This is a genomic window from Microbacterium sp. NPDC087592 (genome assembly GCF_044743585.1).
Lineage (GTDB): Bacteria > Actinomycetota > Actinomycetes > Actinomycetales > Microbacteriaceae > Microbacterium.
Window position 1 is genome coordinate 2,439,741 of the sequence record NZ_JBIUWT010000001.1, and the last position, 24,428, is coordinate 2,464,168.

The following is a 24,428-nucleotide window of genomic DNA, read 5'->3' on the forward strand; positions in this document are numbered from 1 at the left end:
AAGGAACACAGAGTGCTTATTGCACAGCGTCCCACACTGACCGAGGAAAAGATCGTCGAGAACCGTAGCCGGTTCATCATCGAGCCTCTGGAGCCCGGCTTCGGTTACACGATCGGCAACGCGCTGCGCCGCAGCCTGCTGTCGTCGATCCCCGGTGCTGCTGTCACCAGCGTTCGCATCGACGGCGTGCTGCACGAGTTCAGCACCATCCCCGGCGTGAAGGAGGATGTCACCGAGATCATCCTCAACATCAAGCAGCTGGTCGTCTCCTCGGAGCGCGACGAGCCCATCACGGCGTACCTGCGCAAGACCGGTTCGGGCGAGGTCACCGCCGCCGACATCTCGGCTCCGGCCGGTGTCGAGGTGCAGAACCCCGAGCTCGTCATCGCGACGCTGAACGAGACCGCGAAGTTCGAGCTCGAGCTCACGATCGAGCGTGGCCGTGGCTACGTCTCGGCGACGCAGAACCGCAACGAGTACGCCGAGGCCGGTCAGATCCCGATCGACTCGATCTACTCGCCGGTCCTCAAGGTGAGCTACCGCGTCGAGGCGACTCGTGCCGGTGAGCGTACCGACTTCGACAAGCTCGTCCTCGACGTCGAGACCAAGTCGGCGATCAGCCCCCGCGACGCCGTCGCGTCGGCTGCGAAGACGCTCACCGAGCTGTTCGGTCTCGCCCGCGAGCTGAACGTCGAGGCCGAGGGCATCGAGATCGGCCCGGCGCCGGTGGAGGCTGTGAACTCCAGCGAGCTGTCGATGCCGATCGAAGATCTCGACCTGTCGGTCCGCTCGTACAACTGCCTGAAGCGTGAGGGCATCAACACTGTTTCGGAGCTCGTCGCCCTGTCGGAGACGCAGCTCATGAACATCCGCAATTTCGGCCAGAAGTCGGTCGACGAGGTGCGCGACAAGCTCATCTCGCTCGGTCTGTCGCTCAAGGATTCGGTGCCCGGTTTCGACGGCGCCCACTTCTACGGCGGCAGCGAAGACGAGTCCTTCTGAAACCCGACCTTTCTGACCAGGAGTTAGACGATTATGCCCAAGCCCACTAAGGGTCCCCGCCTCGGAGGCGGCCCCGCACACGAGCGCCTGATGCTTGCCAACCTCGCGGCGGCGCTCTACACCCACAAGTCGATCAAGACGACCGAGACCAAGGCCAAGCGCCTTCGTCCGCTCGCCGAGCGTCTGATCACCTTCGCCAAGCGTGGCGACCTGCACGCGCGTCGTCGCGTGCTGTCGGTCATCGGTGACAAGGAAGTCGTGCACATCCTGTTCTCCGAGATCGCACCGCTCGTCGCCGAGCGCGAGGGCGGCTACACCCGCATCACGAAGGTCGGCAACCGCAAGGGCGACAACGCTCCGATGGCCGTGATCGAGCTCGTTCTCGAGCCCGTCACCCCGAAGGCGAAGTCGACCAAGAAGGCTGCTGCTGCGCCGAAGGCCGAGAAGGCGGAGAAGCCCGCCGAGGTCGTCGAGGAGACCCCCGCTGAGGAGGCTCCCGCCGAGGACGCAGCCGAGGCCGGCGCCGAGTCGCAGGCCGAAGGCGAAGCAGCCGAGGCTGCCGCTGAGGACGCTGTCGAGAAGAAGTCCGAGTAAGCACTTCGCTCACGAAGAAGCCCGCCGCCCCATTTGGGGTGGCGGGCTTCTTCGTGTGCCGGGCGGTGGGCCGCGGCGGGGTCATATCACGGTGACGGGGGAGTGACCGAGACGACGATCGAGGTCATCGCGTCACTGGCGTTGATGTAGCGATGCGGCTGGCGGGAGTCGAAGGTGATCGACTCGCTGCCCACGATGATGTACGTCTGCCCCGCGATCTCGACGGTGAGTTCCCCGCTGATGACGAAGACGCACTCGGTCGACGGGTGGCCCCAGGGGTGTGCGGAGCTCGCGGCCCCCGGGGGGATGTCGGCGGTGAGGACTTCGAGGTCGCCGCGTCCCGGCGTCAGTCGCTCGTAGACGAAGCCCGCGTCGGATCCGCTGAGTCGATGCCGGGCGCCCGGCCGGCTGACGGACACGTTGGGGGCATCCGGATCGCTGAACAGCGTGGCGATCGAGGCTTCGAACACCTGGGCGAGCTTGCGCAGCGAACCGAGACTCGGGTCGGCCGAGCCGCTCTCGATCTGGCTGAGCATGCTGACCGAGAGGCCGGACAGGTCGGAGAGCTGCCGCAGGGTGAGACCCTTTGCGGCCCTGAGGGATTTGAGGCGTTCGCCGAGCACGTGATTCATCGATCCTTTCGATCGAACGGATGACTGTTGCATGTTCGATTTCAATGTGATTGTATCTTTTAATCGGATTGAAAATCTCGATCAGATTGAAATCCGTTCCCCCGAACGCGCGAGCAACCGGATCAACTTCCCAGAACTCTACTGCGTCCTGCCCCCTGATCACAGGAAGATCGACGATGACTTCATCCTTCGCGAAACCCCTCGCACTGGCCTCATCTCTCGCCGTCGCCGCACTCGTGCTCGCCGGTTGTTCAGCTTCATCGAACAATGCAGCCTCGGGCGGCGGTGGGACCCTCACGGTCGACACCTCGTTCGTGCTGAAGACCCTCGACCCGGGACTCGTCTACGAGCAGACCGGCAACATCATCGTGCACGCGCTGTACGACACGCTCGTGACGTACGAGGGCTCCGACGTCACCACTGTCGTGCCGGAACTCGCCAGCGAGTGGGTGCAGTCCGACGACGGCACGACCTGGACCTTCACGTTGAACCCGGACGCCACGTTCGCCGACGGCTCCGCGGTGACCGCGGAGGACGTCGTGTTCAGCCTCACGCGCCTGCAGAACCTCAAGGGGTCCTCCTCCCAGACCGTCGAGGGGCTGACCTTCGCCGCGGACGGTGACGACACCGTCGTCGTGACCAGCCCGACCCCGAACCCGAACGTCCCGGTCGTCCTCGCGATGCCCGCGGCGAGCATCCTGAACGCCGAGGAGGCGGAGAAGCTCGGCGCGACCGACGCGGCCGATGCAGCCTCCGCGGACACGATCGGCACGCAGCTCGACGAGGTCAGCCTCGGTTCCGGTCCGTACAAGATCAAGAGCTACGACTCGAGCTCGAAGGTCGTGCTCGAGGTGAACGAGGACTACTGGGGCGACGCCCCGGCCTACTCGCGCGTGGTCGTGCAGAACGTCGACGTCCAGAACCAGAAGCTCACGATCTCGCGCGCAAAGGCAGACGAGATCGCCCTGGATCTCTCCGGTCCACAGGCGGCCGAGCTCTCTGACGACCTCCAGGTCTCCGGGGTCGCCGACACCTCCTACTTCCTCAGCGTGAACCAGGACCCCGCCGTCTCGGAGATCACCTCCAACCCGGCGTTCCTCGCGGCGCTGCGTGCCAGCGTCGACGGTGCGGGGATCGCCGAGATCTTCGGCGAGGGCGCGACGGCCGCGGCCGGGCTCGTTCCGCCCGCATTCGGCGGCGCGCTCGACGAGTCCGAGGTGCAGCCGCAGGACATCGAGAAGGCGAAGTCGCTGCTCGAGGAGGCGGGCATCCCCGCACCGAAGGTGAACCTGGTGTACCCGGCGATCACCTATCGTGGCGTCGACCTCGGCACCATCGTCACGAAGGTGCAGCAGGACGCGAAGAAGGCCGGAATCGAGATCGAACTCCAGCCCGAGCCGATCAACGTCTTCCTGCAGTCGCAGTCCGAGGGCAAAAACGAGATCAACTTCTCGCCGAACAGCCTGAACTACCCGGCCGCGGACTCGCTCGTGAACAACATGGCACCCGGCGCCTCGACCTCGACCCGTGCGGGATGGACCGTGGAGCGCGCAGATCCGCGCGCGGTCGAGGCCAGCGACGCCGTGAACGCCGAGGTGACGCCGGAAGGCCGTGCCGAGGCGATGATCGCCTGGCAGAAGATCATGAACGAGACTTCGCCCTTCGTGGTCCTCGCGAACAACGCCGGCATCGTCGTCGCCACCTCGAACCTGGTCGGTGCGTCGTACACGCCGGCAGGCTGGACGGTCGACCTCGCGGCCATCTCCGCGAAGTAGTCCGCCGCGGTCGGCCGCCTGTCCCTCCTGTCGGGCGGCCGACCTCCGGTTCTCACCACCTCACCGAAGGCGAACGAGCAATGCCAGCCCTCCTGCAGATGATCGGCCGCCGGCTGATCAGCGCGATCATCCTCCTCTGGGGGGTCACCGTCGTGACCTTCGCGCTCATGACCATCGTCCCCGGGGACCCGGCCGCCGCGAACCTGTCGCAGCAGGCCTACGACGACCCCGAGCTGCGTGCCGCGTTCGAGCAGAAATGGGGGCTGGACCAGCCCATCTGGGTGCAGTACGGCCGCTACATCGCGAACCTCTTCCAGGGTGATCTCGGTATCTCGCAGCAGACCCACCGCCCGATCACCCAGGACCTCGCGCAGTACATCCCCGCGACGCTCGAGGTGGCGCTGCCCGCCATGATCCTCGCGATCGTCATCGCCGTCGCGCTGGGCATGATCGCCGCCACCCGCAAGGGTTCGGCCATCGACGGCGGCATCCGCGGCGTGTCCCTCATCGGGCTCTCCACCCCGCCGTTCTGGCTCGCGCTCGTCGCGCTGTACGTCTTCTTCTACGCGCTCGGACTCGTCCCCAACGGCGGGCGCCTCAGCAACGAATACGACCCGCCGCCCACCGTCACCGGCATGTACACGCTGGACGCCGTGTTCGCCGGGCAGTGGGACGTGTTCGCCGACGCCGTCTGGCACCTCATCCTCCCCGTCGGCATCCTCACCGCGCTCACCGTCTCGGGCCTGCTGCGCTTCGTGCGCTCCGCCATGATCGAGGTGCTGGACGCCGAGTACATCCGCGCCGCCACCGCGAAGGGCCTCCCGGCGCGGACGATCACCTGGCGCCACGTCTTCAAAGCGGGACTGCTTCCGGTGCTCACGGTGACCGGGCTGATGTTCGCCTCGCTGCTCGGTGGCGCCGTGCTCGTCGAGCAGGTGCTCTCGTGGCCGGGGCTCGGTCAGTACGCCTACAAGAGCGCCCTCTCTCTCGATCTGCAGGCGATCCTCGGCGTGACGCTGTTCATCGCCGTCGTCTACACCCTGATCAACCTCCTCGTCGACGTGCTCTACACGATCGTGGACCCCCGGATCGGAGCGAAATGACCATCCTGTCCTCCGACCGGCTCGCCGTCGCGAAGGAGCCGCGGCGTCGCGGATTCCGTCGCAGCCGCCGGTTCACACCGCGCACCTCGTTCTGGACGCCGGTGACGGTGATCTCCTTCGGCGTGATCGCCGCGTGGATCCTCGCGGCGCTCCTCGCCCCGGTCATCGCGCCGTACGACCCGCTCGAGACGAGCGGGCCATTCCTGGACGCACCGTCGGCCGCGCACTGGATGGGGACGGACGACCTCGGTCGCGACGTTCTGAGCCGAGTGATCTACGGTGCCCAGCTCTCGCTGCCCCTCGCCCTCGCGATCGTCGTGTTCTCGCTGCTCGTCGGCGGAACCGTCGGCCTCGCGGCCGGGTACTTCGGCAAGGCGGCGGACAACGTGCTGATGCGCGTGGCCGACCTCGTGCTCGCGTTCCCGCAGATCATCCTCGCCATGGCGGTCGCCGCGGCCTTCGGGCCGAGCGTCGGAAACGCCGTGCTCGCCCTCGTGATCGTCTCCTGGCCGCTGTACGCGCGGATCATCCGCAGCTCGGTGCTCAGCGTGCGCGAGCAGGAATACGTCTTCTCCGGACGCCTGCTCGGGTCGACGACCCTGAAGTCCATCGTCAAGGACGTCATCCCCAACAGTGCCGGCCCCGCGCTCGTGATGGCGACGATCGAGCTCGGCAATGCCATCCTCATGCTCGCCGCGCTCTCTTTCCTCGGCCTCGGCCCCCGGCCCCCGGCTGCGGAATGGGGCGCGATGATCGCCCTCGGCTCGCAGAACCTCGGGAACTGGTGGATCAGCCTGTTCCCCGGTCTCGCGATCCTCACGATCGTGATGGCCTTCAACCTGCTGGGAGACGCCGTCCAGGACTACCTGGATCCCCGCTCACGGAATGCGAGGAAGCGATGAGCGACGCGACGCTGCTCTCGATCGAGGACCTCTCCGTCGTCATGCCGACGCCGGACGGCGAGATCGAGCTCGTGCACGACACGAGCATCCGGATCGGCCAGGGTGAGGTCGTCGGCCTCGCCGGCGAGAGCGGCTCGGGAAAGAGCATGACGGCCTCGGCGGTCATGGGCATCCTCCCCGAGGGCGCGACCGCCTCCGGCCGGGTCCTGTTCGAAGGGAGGGACCTGCTGACCCTCAGCACCCGGGAGCTCAACGAGGTGCGCGGCAACCGCATCTCGATCGTGTTCCAGGACCCGACCGCCGCACTGCACCCGCTGCTGCGGATCGGCACGCAGATCACCGAGCACCTCATCCACCACACCGGCGTGAGCCAGAAGCAGGCACAGGCGCGGGCGATCGAGCTGCTCGATCTCGTGCGCATCCGCGACCCGCACCAGGCGATCACGGCGTACCCGCACCAGTTCTCCGGAGGCATGCGCCAGCGCGCGGCCATCGCGATCGCGCTCGCGTGCGAGCCCCGCCTGCTGATCGCCGACGAACCCACCACCGCGCTCGACGTCACCGTGCAGGCCGGCATCCTCCGTCTGTTCGACCGCCTGGCGCGCGAGACGGGAGTGTCGATGCTGTTCATCACGCACGACCTCGGGGTGATGAGCGCGATCGCCGACCGCACCTACATCTTCAAGGACGGCACCGTCGTCGAGCACGGTCCGACGAACGAGATCCTCAACACGCCGTCGCACGAGTACACCCGCGCGCTGATCGCATCCAGGGCGCAGTCGCTGGCCGCGCAGCGCACCCACCGAGGAGGCGCACGATGAGCGCGTTGGAGATCGACGACGTCGTCGTCACGCACCGCCGGCGCGGCGCCCCGCCCGTACACGCGGTGAAGGGCGTCTCGCTGACCGTCGAACGCGGCCAGATCGTCGGGCTCGTGGGGGAGTCGGGATGCGGAAAGTCGTCGCTCGCCCGGGTCGCCGTGGGGATCGACCGTCCGACTTCCGGCACGGTGCGCTTCGACGGAGAGCCGCTGCATCCGCTCACGATGCGCCGCCGCCCGAGCCGCGACCGCGGGTTGCAGATGGTGTTCCAGAACCCGTACGCCTCGCTGAGTCCACGTCGCTCGATCGGAGCGCAGCTGCTGGATGGTGCTCCCGATGCGCTGGAGCGATCCGCCCGTGCTGCCGAGGTATCGCGACTGCTGCGACTGGTCGGACTCGACGAGTCGGCCGCCTCTCGCTACCCGACCCAGTTCTCGGGTGGTCAACGGCAACGGCTCGCGATCGCCCGTGCGCTCGCCGCCCAGCCCAGCGTGATCGTCGCCGATGAGCCGGTCACGGCCCTCGATGCCTTCTCGTCGGCGCAGATCGTCGAGCTGCTGCAGGGCCTCGTCCGCGAACTCGGCATGGCGATGCTGTTCATCTCGCACGACCTGTCGTTGGTGCGGGCCATCGCCGACGAGACGGCCGTGATGTACGCGGGTGAGATCATCGAGCGCGGGCCCAGCGAACAGCTGTGGCAGCACGCAGAGCACCCGTACACGCAGCGCCTCATCGATGCCATCCCGGAGATCGGCCCGACGAAGCGGCTGCCGGGCAGAGAAGAAGACCTCGCGGAGGCCGTCGCGGCCCCCGCCACGGGAGGAGAAGCATGATCACCATCGCCGAGGACCGCCGTGTCCTCCTCACCGGAGCCCGCATCTTCGACGGGCGCTCCGAGCACCTGCGGGACGGGCTCGACGTCCTCGTCGACGCCGACGGAGTGATCGCGGGGCTCGGCGCCACCGGCACCCTCGACGCCGGCGACGCACGGGTCATCGACCTGGCCGGCCGGATCCTCAGCCCGGGGCTGATCAACATGCACGTGCACCTGGGGCTCGCGTTGCCCGGGACCGCCGGGGCGGAGATCGCCTCCAAGGGCGACCCCGACCTGCTGCTGGTGATGGCCGACAGCGCCCGACGCACCCTGCATGCCGGCGTCACCACCGCGCGGCTGGTCGGCGAGAGCCGCTACCTCGACTTCGCCCTGCGCCGCGGCATCGACGCCGGGATCATCGCGGGCCCACGGCTGTACACCGCCGGACACGCACTGTGCTGCACCGGTGGGCACGGGTGGGAGTCCGACGCACTGGAGGGCGACGGCGCCGACGACCTGCGTCGGCTGACGCGCCTGCAGATCCGTCACGGCGCCGACCTGATCAAGGTCTGCATCTCGGGCGGGATCGCGGGGGAGCACGAGCAGATCGACACCCCGCAGCTGACCGACGACGAGATGGCCGCCGTCATCCAGACCGCGCATGACTGGGGCCGCAAGGTCACCGCGCACGTCGGGCCGTCCGAGACGTTGCGGCGCGCCATCGAACTCGGCCTTGACTGCGTCGAGCACGGCTACGAGCTCACCCGCGAGGTCACCGATCTGATGAGCGAGCGCGGCGTCTGGTACGTGCCTACCATCACGGTCAGCCGGTGCCAGGAGTTCTTCGATGCGCAGGGTGTGCCCTCCTGGATGAAGGAGCGCGCGCTCGGTGCGGGCCCGCGTCACTGGGAGAGCCTCGAGAACGCGATCGCGAGCGGGGTGCGCATCGCGATGGGCACCGACATGCCTCCCGCCGCGGACTTCGACGGCACGACCGCGACGGTGCGCGAGATGGAGTTCATGGTCGACGCGGGCATGACCTCGCTGGACGTCATGCGCTCGGCCACCTCGTACGCGGCGGAGCTGCTCGGAGCTGACGACCTCGGCGTCGTCGAGGTCGGTGCGCGAGCGGACTTCATCGCCACGGACGCGGATCCGACAGCGGATGTGGCTGCGCTGCGCGGAATCGACTGGGTCATGCAGGGCGGCGCCGTGCTGCGGGACGACCGGGCCGGACGGTGAACACCCCGACCTCGGGCACCTCGACCGTGCGCATCGCCGACGAGTACGTCGCGACACTCGCCGACCACGAGCCGGCCGCTGCGCAGGCGCTCGGCGTCACCGCGCTGGATCGACTGCCCGATCTCAGCGCCGAGTGGGCGGTCGAACGCCGCGCGCTCGCCGTGCGCACGCGCGACGCCCTGGCGACCGTCGAACCGACGACCGCGGATGCCGCGCTGCACGCCGCTCTTCGGGAACGCATGGACAGCGACATCGCCCTGTTCGACACCGGTTTCACCGCACGGCTGCTCGCACCGCTGGCGACCCCGGTGCATCTGGTGCGCGAGGCGTTCGACGACGTCACCGTCACGGATGACGCCGCCGGCGACGAGATCATCACCCGCCTGTCGGGGGTGCCCCGGGCGCTGACCGAGCTCGACGACCGCCTGAAGTGGGCGCGTGCGGCGGGGGAGCGGGGCGAGTTCATCGGCACCGGCATCGCCGCGGAACGGCAGGTGCGCGAGGTCGCGGATCAGATCGCGAGCTGGATCGATCCGGATGGGGTCGACTACTTCCGCTCCCTCCGCGCGACAGACCTGTCCACCTCCCGCCGCAGCGCTCTGGATCGTGCGGCACTCGCGGCGACCGACGCGATGGCGGGGTTCGAGCGGATGCTGCGCGACGAACTGCTGCCCCATGCGCCACGGCAGGATGCCGTCGGTGAGAGCGTCTATCGCGCGACCGCGCAGAGCTTCCTCGGCACCGAGCTCGACCTCGACGAGGTGTACGACTACGGCTGGCACGAACTCGATCGGCTGTGGCGGCAGGCGCGCGGCGTCGCGGGGGAGATCCTCGGCACCGGCGCGCGGGCAGACGTCTCCGTCGCCGCTCGCGCGCTCGCGCAGGACCCCGGGCACCGCGTCGATGCGGACGCTGTCATCGGCTGGTTGCGTGATCGCCTGGACTGGACCCTGGATCGGGTCGACGGCACGGCCTTCACGCTGCCCGCGGACGTGCGCGATGTCGACCTCGTCGTTCCGCGGGCCGCGAAGGGCGTCGTCTACTACACGCCCGGTGCGCCCGACGGCTCGGTGCGCAGCAAGATCGTCTGGACGATCCCCGCCGGAGCGACGTCGGTGCCGACCTGGCAGGAGCTCACGAGTCTCCACCATGAGGGCGTCCCCGGCCACCACCTCGAGCATGCGCTGAACCGGGCCAATGCGTCCCTGCACCCCTGGCAGCGCTACCTCTGCGAGATCCACGGGTATGCCGAGGGCTGGGCGCACTACTCGGAGGCGCTGTCGGACGAGCTGGGCCTGCTGCGAGATGCCCCGGAACGGCTGGGGATGCTGCTCGGACAGCTGTGGCGCACGGTGCGCATCGTCGCCGACATCGGGCTGCACACCGGCCGGCCGCTGCGACGCAACGAAGTCACCGACCAGACGGAGTGGACGCCGGCGATCGCCCGCGACTTCCTGGTGCACTACGGCCTCGTCGACCCCGTGACCGCGAGGTTCGAGGTGGACCGCTACCTCGGCTGGCCGGGCCAAGCCCTGGCGTTCAAGGTCGGCGCGAAGCTCTGGGCCGAGGCACGCACGGCGAGCACCGCATCCACTCTCGACTTCCACACCCGGGCCCTCGCGCTCGGACCGATGGGGCTCGCGCCGCTGCGCGAGCGTCTGCTGCAGGATCTGACGAAGGAACACGCATGACCACCACCGCCGAACTCGAGCACTTCATCGTCGACCTGTACCAGGACCTCGCCGACCGTGCCGCGTTCGATGCGCGCCTCGCCGACGACGTGACGGTGTGGGAGACGCCCTGGCCGACGCTCATGCACGGCATCACCGAACTCGACGAGCTGCGGGGGCCCGCCGCCGACCCCGAAGAGCGCCGGCGGACCCTGCCGAGCGTCGTGCCGACCGGCATCGTCACGAGCGACTTCGGTGACACCGGGGTGATCCGGTACGTGCTCGAGGTGCGCCCTGCGGCGGGCGAGCCGCTGGTCGAGGTCGTGCGCGTCACGGATGTGGTGCGTCGTGACGCCGACGGATGGCGGATCGTGCACCACCACGCCCAGGACATGCCGGTCGAGTGAGTCGCACGAGTCGGAGCAAGGAGAGACAGATGGACCGCAACACCGTCGACTGGCACGGGTACATCCCGGCGATCACCACCCCGTTCACGCGCGAGGGGGAGCTGGACCCCGTCGCGTTCGAAGGGCAGATGCAGTGGCTGGCCGCGCAGGGGATGCACGGCGTCATCCTCGCCGGCACCTCCGGCGAGTGGTTCAGCATGACCGAGGCCGAACGGGCAGAGCTGTTCGCACTCGGCGGCCGGTTCCGCGCGGACATGCGCGTGATCGGCGGCTGCAACGCGTTCACGGCGGCCGAGGCGATCCGGCACGCGCACGCGGCGGAGGAGGCCGGGCTCGACGGCATCCTCGTGACGCCGCCGCCCTACATGGTGCCCACCCGCGAGGAGATCGTGGCCTTCTACCAGGAGGTCTCCGACGGCACATCGCTCCCCGTCACCGTGTACAACTGGCCGCGCGGCTGCATCGTCGACCTGAGCCCGGACCTCCTGAGCGAACTGGCCGACATCGAGAACGTCGTGGCGATCAAGAACTCCACCGGCGACTTCCGGGCTTTCCTCGACGCCATGTATCTCGTGGAGGATCGCGTGCGCTACTTCGGCGTCCCGACGAACGCGCTCGGAGCCGACCTCGCGACGCTCGGTCACGGAGACGGTCTCATGGGCTCCGGAGCCCCGCTCGGCAACGACCACCCCGGCTTCTGGGATGCGCTCGCCGCGGGGGATCGGGCGCGGGCGATCGAACTCGGCGCTCGTGATCGCGTGGTCATGACCAGCTGGTTCGGGCCGGACTACGGCGCGCAGTTCGGAAACCAGCAGGCGATCATGAAGACCGCCCTTCGGTTGCAGGGCGTTCCGGCCGGTTTCGTCCGCCGCCCCCTGCTCGAACTCTCGACCGAGCAGGTGGACCGTGTCCGCACCACGCTGGAGGGGCTCGGCATCGCGACCGTGCCGTTGTCGTGAGCATGCGGTACGACGCGGTCGTCATCGGCGGTGGCCTGCTCGGCGGGGCACTGACCTGGATGCTGGCACGCGAGGGCGCCTCCGTACTGCTGCTGGAGAAAGACCAGTTGAACCAGCACGCCTCCGGCCAGAACGCCGGCAGCCTGCACTTCCAGCTCGAGTATCGGATGGTCGAGAACGGGTGGGAGTCGGCGCGCACCGCCGCCGCAGCCATGCCCCTGCATCTGGACGCCGCCGAGGCCTGGACGCGGCTGGGAGATGAGCTGGGCGAATCGGTCGGTGTCGTGCAGCGCGGCGGCTTCATGCTCGCCGAGACGGCGGAGCAGGTCGCGGTGCTCGAACGCAAGGTCGGTCTCGAGCAGGAGTGGGGGCTGGATGTCACCCTCCTCGACGGTGATGAGGCGCGGCGCATCGCGCCCTACCTGTCGGAGTCGGTGCTCGCGGCCGCCTTCTGTCCGATCGAGGGCAAGGCCGAGACGCGCACCGCGGGACCCGCTCTGGTGCGGGGTGCCGTGAAGCTCGGCGCAGAAGTCCGCACGCACACCCGTGTGACCGGGCTCGAGCGCGACGCGCGCGGCTGGAAGGTGACCGCCGCCGGTCCGGATTCGACGTTGAGCATCCACGCCGACACGGTGATGATCGCCGCGGGGGTGTGGACCACGGACGTGGGTGCCCTCGCCGGGGCGGACCTGCCGACCATCCCGCTGGCTCTCATGATGAGCGTGAGCGCGCCGGTCGAGCCCTTCATCGGACACCTGATCCAGCACGCCGGCGCCAAGCTCTCGCTCAAGCAGACGAAGGACGGCACGGTGCTGATCGGCGGGGGGTGGCCGGCAGCACTCAGCCGCCGCGCGGGCTCCCCGGACCTGGAGACGCGTCCTCGCCTTCTCCCGGAGTCCATCGTGGGCAACGCCCGCGCGGCGATCGGCGTGGTGCCGGGCACAGCCCGACTGCCCATCGTGCGGTCCTGGGCGGGGACCACGACGGTCACGCCGGATCAGCTGCCACTCGTGGGAGAGGTGCCCGGATGCCCGGGGATGTTCGTGGCCACCGGCGGATCGGCCTTCACGCTCGGGCCGAGCTTCGCCCGTTCCCTCTGCGACCTGGCCGCCGGTCGCACACCCCACATCGACCTGCGGCCCTACGCCCCGGACAGATTCGGAGTCATGGCATGAACGACCAGCCCCTCGCCTATCGCGCGGTGCCGCGGCGACTGGATGTGTCCTTCGTCGTGGACGGTCGGTCCGTGCGCGCTGCGGCGGGGGAGACCGTGGCGGCGGCGATGCTGGCCGAGGGCGAGCGGTGCTTCGCTCGGCGGGGCGGCGAGCAGCGCGCGCCGCTGTGCAACATGGGCACCTGCTTCGAGTGCGCGATCACGGTCGACGGCGTGCCGATGACGCGGACCTGTCTGACCACCGTCCGCGATGGCATGAACGTGCGGACCGACGCATGAGCGCCGACCTCTACGACCTCGCGATCGTCGGGGCAGGACCGGCCGGTCTGGCCGCGGCGCTGCAGGCGCATGCGCAGGGTCTCCGGACGCTCGTGATCGACGAGCAGCGCGCCGCCGGGGGACAGATCTTCCGTCAGCCGCCCACCGAGTTCGACGAGCCGGTGCGGTCTCCGGTCGGGTATCCCTGGGCGGCGGATCTGCTCGCGGATGCCGCCGCGGCGACCGGCATCGACTGGTGGTTCGAGTCGACCGTGTTCGGCGTGCTCGATGCGCGCTCGACCGGGCGCGACGACTTCGAGGTGCTGGTCACGGGCCCTCAGGGTTCGCGGCGCGCGCACGCGCGGAGGCTGCTCGTCGCCACCGGCGCCTACGACATGCCGGTGGCGATCCCCGGATGGACGATGCCTGGCGTGCTGATGGCCGGCGCGGCACAGGGACTCCTGAAGGCACAGCACGTGCGCGCAGCGGGTCCGGTCGTGCTGGCGGGTTCGCATCCGCTGATGCTGATCGTGGCCGCCCAGCTGGTCCGTTCGGGGGCTGAGGTGACGGAGGTGGTCTTCGCCCGCGGACTGCCCTCCGTGCGCGAGCTGTTCCTCGCCGCTCCGGCCGTGCCCGGGCATGTGCGCCTGCTGGCCGAGCTGGCAGGCTGCGTGCTGACCCTCGTGCGGCACGGAGTGCGCATCACGACGTCGACGGTCCCCACGGCGATCGTCGGCGACGGTGGTGTGAGTGGCATCCGACTGGCGAAGGCCGACCGGGCGTGGCGCGTGCGCGGACCCGAGCGCGAGGTCCCGGCGCGGACCGTCGTCCTCGGGTACGGTTTTCAGGCCTCCACCGAGCTCGCGCGTCAGCTCGGATGCCCGGTGCGATGGGACTCCGCTGCCGGCGGATGGCTGGTGGACGTCGACGGGAACTTCGAGACGGGCCTGCCCGGAGTCTTCGTCGCGGGCGAGCCTACCGGTGTCTCCGGGGCCGAGCAGTCACGGGCGGAGGGGGCCGCGGCTGCGGCGGCGATCGCCGCCGGTCTCGGCAGGCCCGTCGACGCCATCCGTGCTCGCGCGATCGAACGGGACCTGCGCCGCTCCCGACGGTTCGCCGCGGTCGTGCAGCGGATGTTCGCGCCCGAGCGACCCGGCCTCACAGCGCTCGCCTCCCCGGCGACGACGGTCTGTCGGTGCGAAGGGATCCCGCGATCGGACATCGACGGATTCCTGCAGGCGAACCGGCATGCCGACACCGTGGATGCGGTCAAACTGAGCTGTCGGACGGGTATGGGCCCCTGCCAGGGTCGCTACTGCGAGACGACCGTGGCCGGTGCGGTCGCCGCGGCGCGCGGGGGGACGGTCGCCGACGCCGGTCGCTTCGCCGCTCAGCTGCCCGTCAAGCCGGTGTCCCTGCAGACGTACGCCGATCTCCTCGACGCGGACTGATCGCGGTCGGCGCCCGGTGGGCGCCGACCACGGCGTCAGCGGACCCGCAGATCCTTGCGGAGGATCTTCCCGGAGCTCGACTTCGGGATCACCTCGATGAACTCGACCTGTCGCACCTTCTCGTGCGGGGCCACATGGGCCGCGACGTGCACCATGACCGCATCCGCGCCGAGGTCGGCATCCGGCTGCCGCACGACGAAAGCCTTCGGCACCTCCTGGCCGTCTTCGTCGAGGGCGCCGATCACGGCGGCGTCGGCGATGGCAGGGTGTTCGAGCAGCACCGCCTCCAATACGGCGGGGGCGACCTGGTACCCCTTGTACTTGATGAGCTCCTTGAGCCGGTCGACGATGCGATAGATGCCGTCGGGGGTGACGGTCGCGACATCGCCCGTGTGCAGCCAGCCGTCGGCGTCGAGCATCTCGGCGGTGGCATCGGGGCGATTGAGGTATCCGACCATGACCTGCGGCCCGCGCACCCACAGCTCGCCCGGTTCGCTGGCGCCCTCGGCGGGCACCGGCACGTCCTCGCCCGATTCCGGATCGACCAGTCGTGCCTCGGTGTTGGGCACGAGTGGGCCGATGGCGGAGCGGTCGATGTCGTCGCGGGTCTCGGAGGTGAGGTTCACGGCCGGGCTGGTCTCGGTCATGCCGTACCCCTGGGTGACGATGCAGTCGAGCCGGCTCGCCACCGCAGACGCCAGCGCGCCGTCGAGGGGAGCGGCGCCGGAGAAGACCACCTTCACCGGCGAGAGATCGTACTGGTCGACGATCGGATGCTTGGCCAGTGCGACGGCGATCGGGGGCGCGACGAACACCCAGGTCGTGCGGTGCTCCGCGATGATGCGGAGGAACTCGGGCAGATCGAACTTCGGCATCGTGACGAGTCCGGCGCGCTGGCGGAGCGCGAAGTTCAGCAGCACGGTCATCCCGTAGATGTGGAAGAAGGGGAGCACGGCGAGGAGCCGATCGCTCGCCGTGACACCGAGAACGGGCCGGCACTGCGACACGTTGGCCACGAGGTTCCGATGCGTGAGCATCACGCCCTTGGGTCGCCCGGTCGTGCCGGAGGAGTAGGGCAGGACGGCGAGGTGCGTCGCCGGATCGAACGACACCTCGGGTGCGTGATGCCCTTCGCCCAGCAGGGCCGGCAGCGAGGGATGGCCCTCCACTCCGTCGAGGACGATCACGTGATCGGCCGAGAGGCCGAGCTTCTCCGCGGCCGCCAGAGCCCCGGGGAGCAGTGGTGAGACGGTCACGAGCCACGTCGCCCCCGCATCGGCGAGCTGATTCGCGATCTCCTCCGCCGTGTAGAGGGAGTTGATGGTCGTCGCCGTCGCCCCCGCGCGGAGGATGCCGTGGAACACCGTCGCGAACGCGGGGATGTTCGGGCACAGCACCCCGACCGTGGTCCCCACACCCACCCCGCGGGCGGCGAGGGCTCCCGCGAAGAGGTCGATCTGTCCGACGAGCTGCCGGTAGCTGGTCGTCGCCCCGCTCGCTCCGTCGATGAGCGCGATCGAGTCGAGCTCGGTCTCGTCGAGCCCGCCGAAGAGGAACTCGTGGATGGAGACCTCGGGGATCTCCACATCGGGGTAGGCGCTGCGAACCATGAGATCTCCTTCGATCCGGGATGCCGACGTCGTCGTCGAATGCGATCCAGTGTCGCATACAACGGCACCGAGTCCCAGGGCTCGGAAGAGGTCAGACCGCGCCGTGCAGCCGGTACCGCGTGCTCGGCCGACCCTTCGTCGAATAGTCGAGCGTGCGGATCGCTCGACCGGCGCTCGCGAGGTGCTCGAGGTAGCGTCGCGCGCTGACCCGGGAGATGGCGAGGTCATCCCCGATCTCGGTCGCCGAGGCATCGGGGCGGGCCGCGAGTGCCGCGACCACGCGATCGAGCGTCTCGGCGCTGAGCCCCTTGGGAACGCCGAAGCGCTGACGGAACGCGATGATCGCGTCCGCGGCCTCGACGCGGCGGACGACGTCGTGGAGCTCCGTGTGATCCCGGAGCAGCAGAGTCGCTCCGATCTCGCCGCCGTCCGCGTCGCTGCCGGTGCTCCGGGCGACTAGCACGTGCGAGCCGACGATCACGGGCCGCCCGGCCGCCTCGCCCTCGCGGAGCACGGTCGTCAATTCGTCGCCCAGCACCTCCGCGGCCGAGGCACCGTCGAGGTCGGCGGCATCCCGGCCGAGGAAGCGCGCGGCCGCGTCGTTGACCAGGGTGATCCGTCCCGCTCCGTCCACCGAGATCACGCCTTCGCTGAGCCCGTGCAGTGTGGTCTCCTGGTTCTTCACGAGCGCGGCGATCTGATGGGGCTCGAGCCCGTAGATCCGACGACGGATGATCGACGTCACCCATGCCGAACCGAACACCCCGAACACCGCGGCCGCGAGCATCGCCGAGATCAGCCAGACCAGATTCGCGGTGAACTCCTCGTTGAGCTCCGATTCGAGGATCCCGACCGACGCGGTGCCGATGACGGTGCCGTCGTCGTCGCGGATCGGGACCTTGACCCGCCAGGACGTGCCGAGTGTTCCGGTCTGCGTGCCCACGTAGACCTCGCCGGAGAGGGGGATCGAGGGGTCGGTGGACACCTTCTCCCCGATGCGCTCCGGATTCGGGTGCGAGTAGCGGATGCCGTCCTCGTCGGCCACGACGACGTACGCGAGGTCGGATGCCTCGCGGATGACCTCGGCGATCGGCTGGATGGTGGTCGAGGGCTCCGCATCGTCGAAGGCGTCGAGGACGGTCGGCAGTGCGGCCACCGACTGGGCCACGGCCTGCATCCGGTCCTTGTAGGCCTCGCGGAGAGCCTGCTCCTGGAACGCACCGGCCACGATGCCGGTCGCCAGGGTCACCAGGAACACGATCAGCGCCTGCAGCACGAGGAGCTGCACGCGGAGCGTCATCTTCGAGGCCACCACCTCCCCATTCTCACGCGTCGTCCCCGGCCTCGCGAGCGGGGGGACGACACCGTCTCCGACCAATAGTTCCGAAACTCCGACCAATGGTTTCCGAAGCTTGAGCGCGGCCATCCGTCCTCACAGGGTGGACGGACAGCAGCACGAACGCTCAAGGAGGAGCGCACATGAACAACGCACGCATCGCCACCCTGACCGCACTCGCGGCAGTGGCCGCATTCACCCTCACCTCGTGCGCCGGAGGCAGCGCGGCGAGCGACGGCGGCGGCGGTGAGACCGAGGTCGCCGCCGTCACCGACGTCTCGATCGTCGTCCCCGCCGACCCCGGCGGAGGGTGGGACCAGACCGGCCGTGCCCTGTCGCAGGTACTCACCGAGGAGGACATCGTCGGCTCGGCGCCCGTGACCAACGTCGGCGGCGCCGGCGGAACCGTCGGCCTGGCGCAGCTCGCGAACGAGAAGGACCCGAACACCCTCATGGTCATGGGGCTCGTGATGGTCGGAGCCGTCGAGACGAACGCCTCGGCGGTGCGGATCGAGGACACGACGCCGATCGCCCGCCTCACGGATGAGCCGCTCGTCGTGGTCGTCCCGGCCGATTCGAAGTACGACACCCTCGAGGATCTGGTGGAGGACATCGCCGACAACGGGCAGTCGGTCACGATCACGGGCGGCTCGGCGGGAGGGGCCGATCACATCCTCGCCGGGCTGATGCTCGAGGATGCGGGCCTCGACGGTGCGGAGATCGCGGAGAAGCTGAACTACACCCCGAATTCCGGCGGTGGAGAGGCGGTTCCGCTGCTCATCGGCGGCAAGGTCGCTGCGGGCATCTCCGGCGTCGGCGAGTTCGCCCAGCACGTCGAGAGCGGCGACCTTCGTGCGCTGGCGGTCTCGAGCGAGGAGCCGGTCCCCCAGCTTCCGGACGTGCCGACCATCACCGAGGAGGGCTACGACGTGGTGCTCACCAACTGGCGCGGCGTGATCGCGCCCGGGGGCATCTCGGACGGGGAGAAGGACGAGCTGGTGCGTGTGATCACCGAGTTGCACGAGTCCGAAGCCTGGACCGATCAGTTGGAGACCAAGGGCTGGGCCGATGCGTTCCTGGTCGGCGCGGAGTTCGACGACTTCCTCACCGGGGACATCGAAGAGGTCACCGCGACGCTGAAGAACATCGGGCTGGTGCAGTGACATGACGGTCCCCGCATCGTCGGGGACCGAGGAGCGGGGCGTGCGAGACGGCCATGACGGCCGGCTCGCACGCCGTGCTCCCTCCGTCCCCATCGGCGAGCTCGTGTTCGCCGGCATCATGGTCGCCCTCGGCGTCTTCGCCGTGGTCGGCATCTTCCTGATCCACGTCCCCGTCGGCATGAAGGCAGGTCCCACGGTCTTCCCGATCTTCGTCTCGGTCATCCTGCTCGCCTCCGCGGTCGCCGTCCTCATCGGTGTGCTGCGCGGGGAGCGCGGCGGGGCCGAGGAGGCGGAGGACGTCGATCAGAGCCTCCCGACCGACTGGGTCACCCTCGCCAAGCTCGCGGGACTCGTCGTCGCGCACCTCCTCCTGATCGAGCCGCTGGGATGGGCCCCCGCAGCCGCGCTGCTGTTCGGCGGGGTCGCGTGGTCGCTCGCCGCCAAGCGGTGGTGGATGGCGTTCCTCATCGGCATCGCCGTGGCTCTCGTGATCCAGATCGTCTTCGGCGGTCTGCTCGGTCTGTCGCTGCCGTGGGGTCCTGCTCTCGGCTGGCTCGGAAGGATGTTCTGATGGACAGTTGGACCCTGCTCCTGGAGGGCTTCGCGACGGCGCTGCAGCCGCAGTACCTCGCGTTCGCCTTCCTCGGCGTCTTCGTCGGCACCGCGGTCGGCGTGCTGCCGGGCATCGGCCCCGCGATGACGGTGGCGCTGCTGCTGCCCCTCACCTACACGCTCGATCCCGCCGCGGCGCTCATCACCTTCGCCGGCATCTACTACGGCGGCATGTACGGCGGCTCGACGACGAGCATCCTCCTCAACACTCCAGGCGAGTCGGCGTCGATCGTCACGGCGATCGAGGGCAACAAGATGGCCAGGATGGGGCGCGGCGCAGCGGCGCTCGCCACCGCGGCCATCGGATCCTTCATCGCGGGAACACTGGCGACGCTCGGGCTGACGCTGCTGGCGCCGCTGCTCGCGCGGTTCGCGGTGAACCTCGGTCCCGCGGACTACGTGGCCCTCATCGTGATCGCGTTCATCACGGTCGGCGCACTGATCGGCAGCTCGATCTCGCGCGGCATGCTCTCGCTCGGGGTCGGCTTGTTCCTCGGGCTCGTGGGCACCGACTGGCTCTCGGGGCAGCAGCGCTACACGCTCGGGCTCCCGGCGCTGTCCGACGGCGTGGACATCGTCCTGGTCGCCGTCGGTCTGTTCGCGGTCGGGGAGACGTTCTACATCGCCGCGCGGCTGCGACACGGCGGCGTCGATGTGATCCCCGTGACCCGCGGATGGCGCTCCTGGATGACCAAGGCCGACTGGCGCCGTTCTTGGAAACCCTGGTTGCGAGGAACCGCGATCGGCTTCCCGATCGGCACCATCCCGGCGGGCGGCGCGGATGTCGCCACGTTCCTGTCGTACGCGACCGAGCGCAAGCTGTCGAAGCACCGCGAGGAGTTCGGACGCGGTGCGATCGAGGGCGTCGCGGGCCCCGAGTCGGCGAACAACGCGGCCGCCGCGGGTGTGCTGGTGCCGCTGCTCACGCTCGGCCTTCCGACGACGGCCACCGCGGCGATCATCCTCACGGCGTTCCAGTCGTACGGCATCCAGCCGGGTCCGCTGCTGTTCGAGAGCCAGTCGAACCTGGTGTGGGCGCTCATCGCGAGCCTGTACATCGGCAACGTCATCCTGATCGTGCTCAACCTGCCGCTCGTGGGCATGTGGGTGAAGCTGCTGCAGATCCCGCGGCCGTACCTGTACGCGGGCATCCTGCTGTTCGCGGTCTTCGGGGCGTACGCGCTGCACAGCTCGCCGACCGACATCGTGATCCTGCTGGTCGTCGGCATCCTCGGCTACTTCATGCGGCGGTACGGCTACCCCGTGGCGCCGCTGGTGGTCGGGATGATCCTGGGGCCGATGGCCGAGGAGCAGCTGCGCAAGGCGCTGCAGCTGAGCCAGGGGGATCTGAGCACGCTGGTCCTGCAGCCGTTCGCGGCGGCCGCCTACGCCGTGCTCGCGCTGCTGATCGTCGGCGGGCTGTGGCTGCGGCGTCGGCAGCGCCGGTACGAGCAGGCGCTGACCGAGTCGATCGCGGTGCCGATCAAGGCCGACTCGGAGGTCTGAGTCCGAGGCGGTGGGTTCGAGAGGGGAGGAGGCCGCGAGTAGGCTGATCCGGTGAGTGACGTACAGGCCCCCGCGCGAGGGCCTCGCGCCTACGCAGCATTCATCGGGATCGGCCTTCTCGCCGGTCTCCTCTCCGGACTCTTCGGCGTCGGCGGCGGCACGGTCATCGTCCCGCTGCTGGTACTCCTGCTGCACTTCGACCAGCGGCTCGCGGCGGGCACCTCGCTCGCGGCGATCGTGCCGACGGCCGGCGTCGGCGTCATCTCCTACGCCACGACCGGGTCGGTGGCCTGGATCCCCGCCATCATCCTGGCGGCGGGTGCCGTGGTGGGTGCGCAGATCGGCACCCGCCTGCTGCCGCGCATCTCGCAGACGGCGCTGCGGTGGGGCTTCGTCGGGTTCCTCGTCGTGGTGATCGTCAGCCTGTTCCTGGTGATCCCCTCGCGTGATGCGGCCTTCGAACTCTCCTGGCTGACGGGCATCGCGCTCGTCGGGGTGGGCGTCGGCACGGGCATCCTCGCCGGGCTGATCGGTGTCGGCGGGGGCGTGATCGTGGTCCCGGTGCTGATGCTGGCCTTCGGCACGAGCGACCTGGTCGCCAAGGGCACCTCGCTGCTGATGATGATCCCGACGGCGATCTCCGGCACGGTCGGCAACCTCCGCAACCGCAACGTCGACCTGCTCGCGGCGGCCCTCATCGGCGTCTCCGCCTGTACGACGACCGCGCTCGGAGCGTGGCTGGCGACCATCGTCGACCCGACGCTGGGCAACATGCTGTTCGCGGCATACCTCGTCGTGATCGCGGTGCAGATGGCGATCAAGGCCGTCCGCGGGCGCAAGCGCGGCTGAACGTCGGCCGGGCCTCGGTAGGATCGAGGGGTGGCAGTGAACCAAGAACTGGTCGGCCGGGAGTTCCCGCCGACGGCCCCGTACCTCGTCGGCCGCGAGAAGGTGCGCGAGTTCGCGCGCGCCGTCTTCGCCGATGCTCCGCAGCACACCGACGTCGAAGTGGCCCGCGCGGCCGGCTTCTCCGACGTCGTGGCGCCGCCGACCTTCGCGATGGTCATCCAGGACCTCACGCTCCAACAGCTGCTGGCGCAGGAGGACTCCGGCATCGTGCTCGCCCGCACGATCCACGCCGAGCAGCGCTTCACCTACACGCGACCGATCGTGGCGGGCGATGAGCTCACCGCGCAGCTGCGCGTCACCGGCATCCGGATGATGGGCGGCAACGCCATGATCACCAGCGAGGCCGCGATCACCGACGCCGCGGGCGACCATGTCGTCACGGCGACGAGTGTGCTGCTGGTGGGCGCCGAGAGCACGGACGAAGGGAAGGCCGCCTGATGGGCTACACCGTCGGAGACGTGGTCGCCGAGCGCACCGTGCATCTCACCCGCGAGTCGCTCGTGCGCTACGCGGGAGCGTCCGGAGACTTCAACCCCATCCACTACCGTGACGATGTCGCCGAATCCGTCGGGCTTCCCGGCGTGCTCGCGCACGGCATGCTGACGATGGGCATCGCCTCGTCGGTGGTCGTCGCAGCCCTCGACCCGGCGACGAAGATCCTCGACTACGGGGTGCGCTTCACCAAGCCGGTCGTCGTCGACGCGGTCGATGGTGCCGACATCACCGTCGTCGCCACGGTCGGCGCGGTCGATGAAGAGGTCGCGCGCATCGACCTCAAGGTCACGTTCGGCGAGACTACGGTGCTCGTCAAGGCGCAGCTGCGCGTCGCCGTCTGATGAGGACGCTCTGATGCGGGAGATCGAGCCGGTCCGCCTGGCCGAGCTGACCACGCTGCGCACGGGCGCCGCGCCCGAGCGGATGCAGGAGGCGACGACGACCGCCGGTCTGATCGAGGCGCTGCGCGACACCTGGGCGCGCGGCGACGAGTGGTTCGTCCTCGGGGGCGGCTCCAACCTCTTCGTCGGCGATGAGCCCTTCGAGGGCACCGTCATCCGGGTGCGCACCGAGGGGATCGAAGAGATTCCGTCGCCGCACCCGGGTCGCATCCGTCTGCGCGCGGAGGCCGGGCACTCCTGGGACGACCTGGTCGCCTATGCGGTCGCGCACGGCTACGCCGGCCTCGAGGCCATGAGTGGGATCCCCGGCACGGTCGGCGCGTCCCCCGTGCAGAACATCGGCGCATACGGACAGGAGATCCAGGAGACGCTGGTCGAGGTCGAGTTGATCGACGAGTCGACCGGCGTGGTCTCGACCGTTCCCGCGTCCGAGCTCGGATTGGGTTTCCGCACCTCCGTCCTCAAGCACCACCACGGCAGCGTGCCGCTGCGACGTGCCGTGATCCTCTCCGTCACCGTCGACCTGGCGATCGCCGGTGAGCGCGTGGTGCGCGGCGAGCAGCTGCGTCGGGCGCTCGGGCTGACCGATGAGACACCGGTTCCGCTGAGCTGGGTGCGCGAGCGCATCCTCTCGACCCGCGCGTCGAAGGGCATGCTGCTCGACGACGCCGACCCCGACACCCACGGCGTCGGCTCGTTCTTCCAGAACGCGATCGTGACGGCCGCGGTGGCAGGCGCACTGCCGCCGGAGTGCCCGCGCTGGCCGGTGGCGCCCGATCTGGATGCCGTGACCGTGATCCCGCTCGCTTCCTACGACGGGCAGGTGCCGCTGTCGAAGCCGACGACCGTCTCCGACGTGAAGGTCAGCGCAGCCTGGCTGATCGAGCAGGCGGGCATCCGCAAGGGGTTCAAGCTTCCGCGCTCGCGCGCTTCGGTCTCGACCAAGCATGCGCTGGCGCTCACGAACCGCGGCGGCGCGACCGCGGGCGAGGTCGCCGAGCTCGCGCGGTTCATCCAGAGCCGGGTCCACGCCGAGTTCGGTCTCGTGCTGCAGCCGGAGCCGGTGCTGGTCGGCGTCGACCTGTAGGGCGATCGTCCTGTGGGGCGTCGTCGGTCGCGGCTACACTCGCGGCATGAGCGGACTGATCCCGTACCTGCTGTTTCCCGGCAACGCCGCAGAGGCGCTGCGTCACTACCGCTCGGTGTTCGGCGGTGAACTGCAGCTGCTCGACTATGCCACGGCGGGCCGGCGTGACGGACCCGGCGATGCCGTCGCGCACGGCCAGCTGAGCGGGCCGGTCGAGCTCGCCGGCGCCGATGCCGGAGCCGACGACGACGCCGTGCAGATGAGCGGCATGTTCCTCTCACTCCTCGGCACGGCGGATGCGCTGACCCTCACCGGCTGGTACGACAAGCTCGCGGCCGACGGCCGAGTGATCGACGCCCTGCAGAAGCGCCCGTGGGGAGACTTCGACGGCACGCTCGTCGACCGCTACGGCATCCGCTGGCTGATCGGCTTCCAGCCCGAGGACTGATCACGCCGCGAAAGCCGAAGGCCCCCTCCCGTCTGTCGACAGGAGGGGGCCTTCGGT

The 24,428-nt window shown here is 69.5% G+C and carries 25 protein-coding genes; 22 read left to right on the forward strand and 3 right to left on the reverse strand.

From position 1 onward, the window contains the following. Nucleotides 1–12: 12 nt before the first annotated feature. Both ACIOTO_RS11790 and rplQ read left to right on the forward strand, forming a co-directional pair. Nucleotides 13–1,002 carry a DNA-directed RNA polymerase subunit alpha gene (locus ACIOTO_RS11790; protein WP_029260932.1) on the forward strand — a complete coding sequence of 330 codons (990 nt, stop codon included), beginning with the start codon at nt 13–15 and terminating at the stop codon, nt 1,000–1,002. Nucleotides 1,003–1,035: 33 nt separating this feature from the next. Next, nucleotides 1,036–1,596 carry a 50S ribosomal protein L17 gene (gene rplQ, locus ACIOTO_RS11795; RefSeq protein ID WP_105710441.1) on the forward strand — a complete coding sequence of 187 codons (561 nt, stop codon included), beginning with the start codon at nt 1,036–1,038 and terminating at the stop codon, nt 1,594–1,596. Between the two features lie 86 nt (nt 1,597–1,682). Here the strand turns inward: rplQ and ACIOTO_RS11800 are convergent, their stop codons facing one another. Continuing rightward, nucleotides 1,683–2,228 (reverse strand): helix-turn-helix domain-containing protein, encoded by a 546-nt coding sequence (locus ACIOTO_RS11800; RefSeq protein WP_036302868.1) that lies wholly within the window; start codon nt 2,226–2,228, stop codon nt 1,683–1,685. 176 nt (nt 2,229–2,404) lie between these two features. Here ACIOTO_RS11800 and ACIOTO_RS11805 point away from each other — a divergent pair, with 176 nt between their 5' ends. The 12 genes from ACIOTO_RS11805 to ACIOTO_RS11860 all read left to right on the forward strand — a co-directional run bounded on the left by ACIOTO_RS11805 (nt 2,405) and on the right by ACIOTO_RS11860 (nt 14,804). Beyond that, nucleotides 2,405–4,003 carry an ABC transporter substrate-binding protein gene (locus tag ACIOTO_RS11805; protein ID WP_400857933.1) on the forward strand — a complete coding sequence of 533 codons (1,599 nt, stop codon included), beginning with the start codon at nt 2,405–2,407 and terminating at the stop codon, nt 4,001–4,003. Nucleotides 4,004–4,083: 80 nt separating this feature from the next. Beyond that, a complete protein-coding gene (locus ACIOTO_RS11810; RefSeq protein ID WP_400857934.1) occupies nt 4,084–5,106 on the forward strand; it encodes an ABC transporter permease in 1,023 nt (340 codons plus the stop codon). Further along, the gene (locus tag ACIOTO_RS11815; protein WP_091029577.1) at nt 5,103–6,008 is read left to right on the forward strand and encodes an ABC transporter permease; all 906 of its coding nucleotides are present in this window, start codon (nt 5,103–5,105) and stop codon (nt 6,006–6,008) included. The genes ACIOTO_RS11810 and ACIOTO_RS11815 overlap by 4 nt, the downstream gene beginning before the upstream one ends. Next, the gene (locus tag ACIOTO_RS11820; RefSeq protein ID WP_400857935.1) at nt 6,005–6,829 is read left to right on the forward strand and encodes an ABC transporter ATP-binding protein; all 825 of its coding nucleotides are present in this window, start codon (nt 6,005–6,007) and stop codon (nt 6,827–6,829) included. Before ACIOTO_RS11815 ends, ACIOTO_RS11820 begins: the two co-directional genes overlap by 4 nt. Beyond that, nucleotides 6,826–7,662 (forward strand): ABC transporter ATP-binding protein, encoded by an 837-nt coding sequence (locus ACIOTO_RS11825; RefSeq protein WP_400857936.1) that lies wholly within the window; start codon nt 6,826–6,828, stop codon nt 7,660–7,662. The genes ACIOTO_RS11820 and ACIOTO_RS11825 overlap by 4 nt, the downstream gene beginning before the upstream one ends. Beyond that, a complete protein-coding gene (locus tag ACIOTO_RS11830; protein ID WP_400857938.1) occupies nt 7,659–8,885 on the forward strand; it encodes an amidohydrolase family protein in 1,227 nt (408 codons plus the stop codon). The genes ACIOTO_RS11825 and ACIOTO_RS11830 overlap by 4 nt, the downstream gene beginning before the upstream one ends. Then, a complete protein-coding gene (locus ACIOTO_RS11835) occupies nt 8,882–10,576 on the forward strand; it encodes a DUF885 domain-containing protein (RefSeq protein ID WP_400857939.1) in 1,695 nt (564 codons plus the stop codon). The genes ACIOTO_RS11830 and ACIOTO_RS11835 overlap by 4 nt, the downstream gene beginning before the upstream one ends. Beyond that, nucleotides 10,573–10,962 (forward strand): nuclear transport factor 2 family protein, encoded by a 390-nt coding sequence (locus tag ACIOTO_RS11840; RefSeq protein ID WP_372469116.1) that lies wholly within the window; start codon nt 10,573–10,575, stop codon nt 10,960–10,962. The genes ACIOTO_RS11835 and ACIOTO_RS11840 overlap by 4 nt, the downstream gene beginning before the upstream one ends. Before the next feature lie 29 nt (nt 10,963–10,991). Then, entirely contained in the window at nt 10,992–11,921 is a 930-nt protein-coding gene (locus ACIOTO_RS11845; protein ID WP_105710433.1) for a dihydrodipicolinate synthase family protein, read from the forward strand. A gap of 2 nt (nt 11,922–11,923) precedes the next feature. Next, nucleotides 11,924–13,096, forward strand: a complete 1,173-nt coding sequence (locus ACIOTO_RS11850) for an FAD-binding oxidoreductase (RefSeq protein WP_262001574.1) — start codon at nt 11,924–11,926, stop codon at nt 13,094–13,096. Next, a complete protein-coding gene (locus ACIOTO_RS11855; protein WP_400857940.1) occupies nt 13,093–13,374 on the forward strand; it encodes a 2Fe-2S iron-sulfur cluster-binding protein in 282 nt (93 codons plus the stop codon). The genes ACIOTO_RS11850 and ACIOTO_RS11855 overlap by 4 nt, the downstream gene beginning before the upstream one ends. Next, nucleotides 13,371–14,804 carry an FAD-dependent oxidoreductase gene (locus tag ACIOTO_RS11860; protein WP_400857941.1) on the forward strand — a complete coding sequence of 478 codons (1,434 nt, stop codon included), beginning with the start codon at nt 13,371–13,373 and terminating at the stop codon, nt 14,802–14,804. Before ACIOTO_RS11855 ends, ACIOTO_RS11860 begins: the two co-directional genes overlap by 4 nt. A 35-nt stretch (nt 14,805–14,839) precedes the next feature. On the opposite strand, the gene ACIOTO_RS11865 is transcribed toward ACIOTO_RS11860, so the two are convergent. Together ACIOTO_RS11865 and ACIOTO_RS11870 are read right to left on the reverse strand one after the other, a co-directional pair. Then, the gene (locus ACIOTO_RS11865; protein WP_400857942.1) at nt 14,840–16,414 is read right to left on the reverse strand and encodes an AMP-binding protein; all 1,575 of its coding nucleotides are present in this window, start codon (nt 16,412–16,414) and stop codon (nt 14,840–14,842) included. A gap of 91 nt (nt 16,415–16,505) precedes the next feature. Then, on the reverse strand, nt 16,506–17,729 hold the full coding sequence (locus ACIOTO_RS11870; RefSeq protein ID WP_400857943.1) for a PAS domain-containing protein: 1,224 nt from the start codon (nt 17,727–17,729) through the stop codon (nt 16,506–16,508). Nucleotides 17,730–17,893: 164 nt separating this feature from the next. On the opposite strand from ACIOTO_RS11870, the gene ACIOTO_RS11875 reads away from it, so the two are divergent. From ACIOTO_RS11875 to ACIOTO_RS11910, 8 genes are read left to right on the forward strand one after another with little or no spacing between them, the layout of a single operon-like run. Then, nucleotides 17,894–18,913, forward strand: coding sequence for a Bug family tripartite tricarboxylate transporter substrate binding protein (locus ACIOTO_RS11875; RefSeq protein ID WP_400857944.1), 1,020 nt, complete (start codon nt 17,894–17,896; stop codon nt 18,911–18,913). A 40-nt stretch (nt 18,914–18,953) separates the two neighbouring features. Further along, the gene (locus ACIOTO_RS11880) at nt 18,954–19,484 is read left to right on the forward strand and encodes a tripartite tricarboxylate transporter TctB family protein (RefSeq protein WP_400857945.1); all 531 of its coding nucleotides are present in this window, start codon (nt 18,954–18,956) and stop codon (nt 19,482–19,484) included. Then, on the forward strand, nt 19,484–21,031 hold the full coding sequence (locus ACIOTO_RS11885) for a tripartite tricarboxylate transporter permease (protein WP_400857947.1): 1,548 nt from the start codon (nt 19,484–19,486) through the stop codon (nt 21,029–21,031). The genes ACIOTO_RS11880 and ACIOTO_RS11885 overlap by 1 nt, the downstream gene beginning before the upstream one ends. A 51-nt stretch (nt 21,032–21,082) precedes the next feature. Next, nucleotides 21,083–21,880, forward strand: coding sequence for a sulfite exporter TauE/SafE family protein (locus ACIOTO_RS11890; protein WP_029260952.1), 798 nt, complete (start codon nt 21,083–21,085; stop codon nt 21,878–21,880). 30 nt (nt 21,881–21,910) lie between these two features. Further along, nucleotides 21,911–22,378 (forward strand): MaoC family dehydratase N-terminal domain-containing protein, encoded by a 468-nt coding sequence (locus ACIOTO_RS11895; RefSeq protein WP_400857948.1) that lies wholly within the window; start codon nt 21,911–21,913, stop codon nt 22,376–22,378. Continuing rightward, complete coding sequence (locus ACIOTO_RS11900; RefSeq protein WP_400857949.1) at nt 22,378–22,776, forward strand: MaoC/PaaZ C-terminal domain-containing protein; 399 nt, start codon at nt 22,378–22,380, stop codon at nt 22,774–22,776. Before ACIOTO_RS11895 ends, ACIOTO_RS11900 begins: the two co-directional genes overlap by 1 nt. Nucleotides 22,777–22,789: 13 nt before the next feature. Further along, nucleotides 22,790–23,923 carry a UDP-N-acetylmuramate dehydrogenase gene (locus ACIOTO_RS11905; protein ID WP_400857950.1) on the forward strand — a complete coding sequence of 378 codons (1,134 nt, stop codon included), beginning with the start codon at nt 22,790–22,792 and terminating at the stop codon, nt 23,921–23,923. A 46-nt stretch (nt 23,924–23,969) separates the two neighbouring features. Then, the gene (locus ACIOTO_RS11910) at nt 23,970–24,371 is read left to right on the forward strand and encodes a VOC family protein (protein ID WP_029260961.1); all 402 of its coding nucleotides are present in this window, start codon (nt 23,970–23,972) and stop codon (nt 24,369–24,371) included. Nucleotides 24,372–24,428 lie beyond the last annotated feature (57 nt).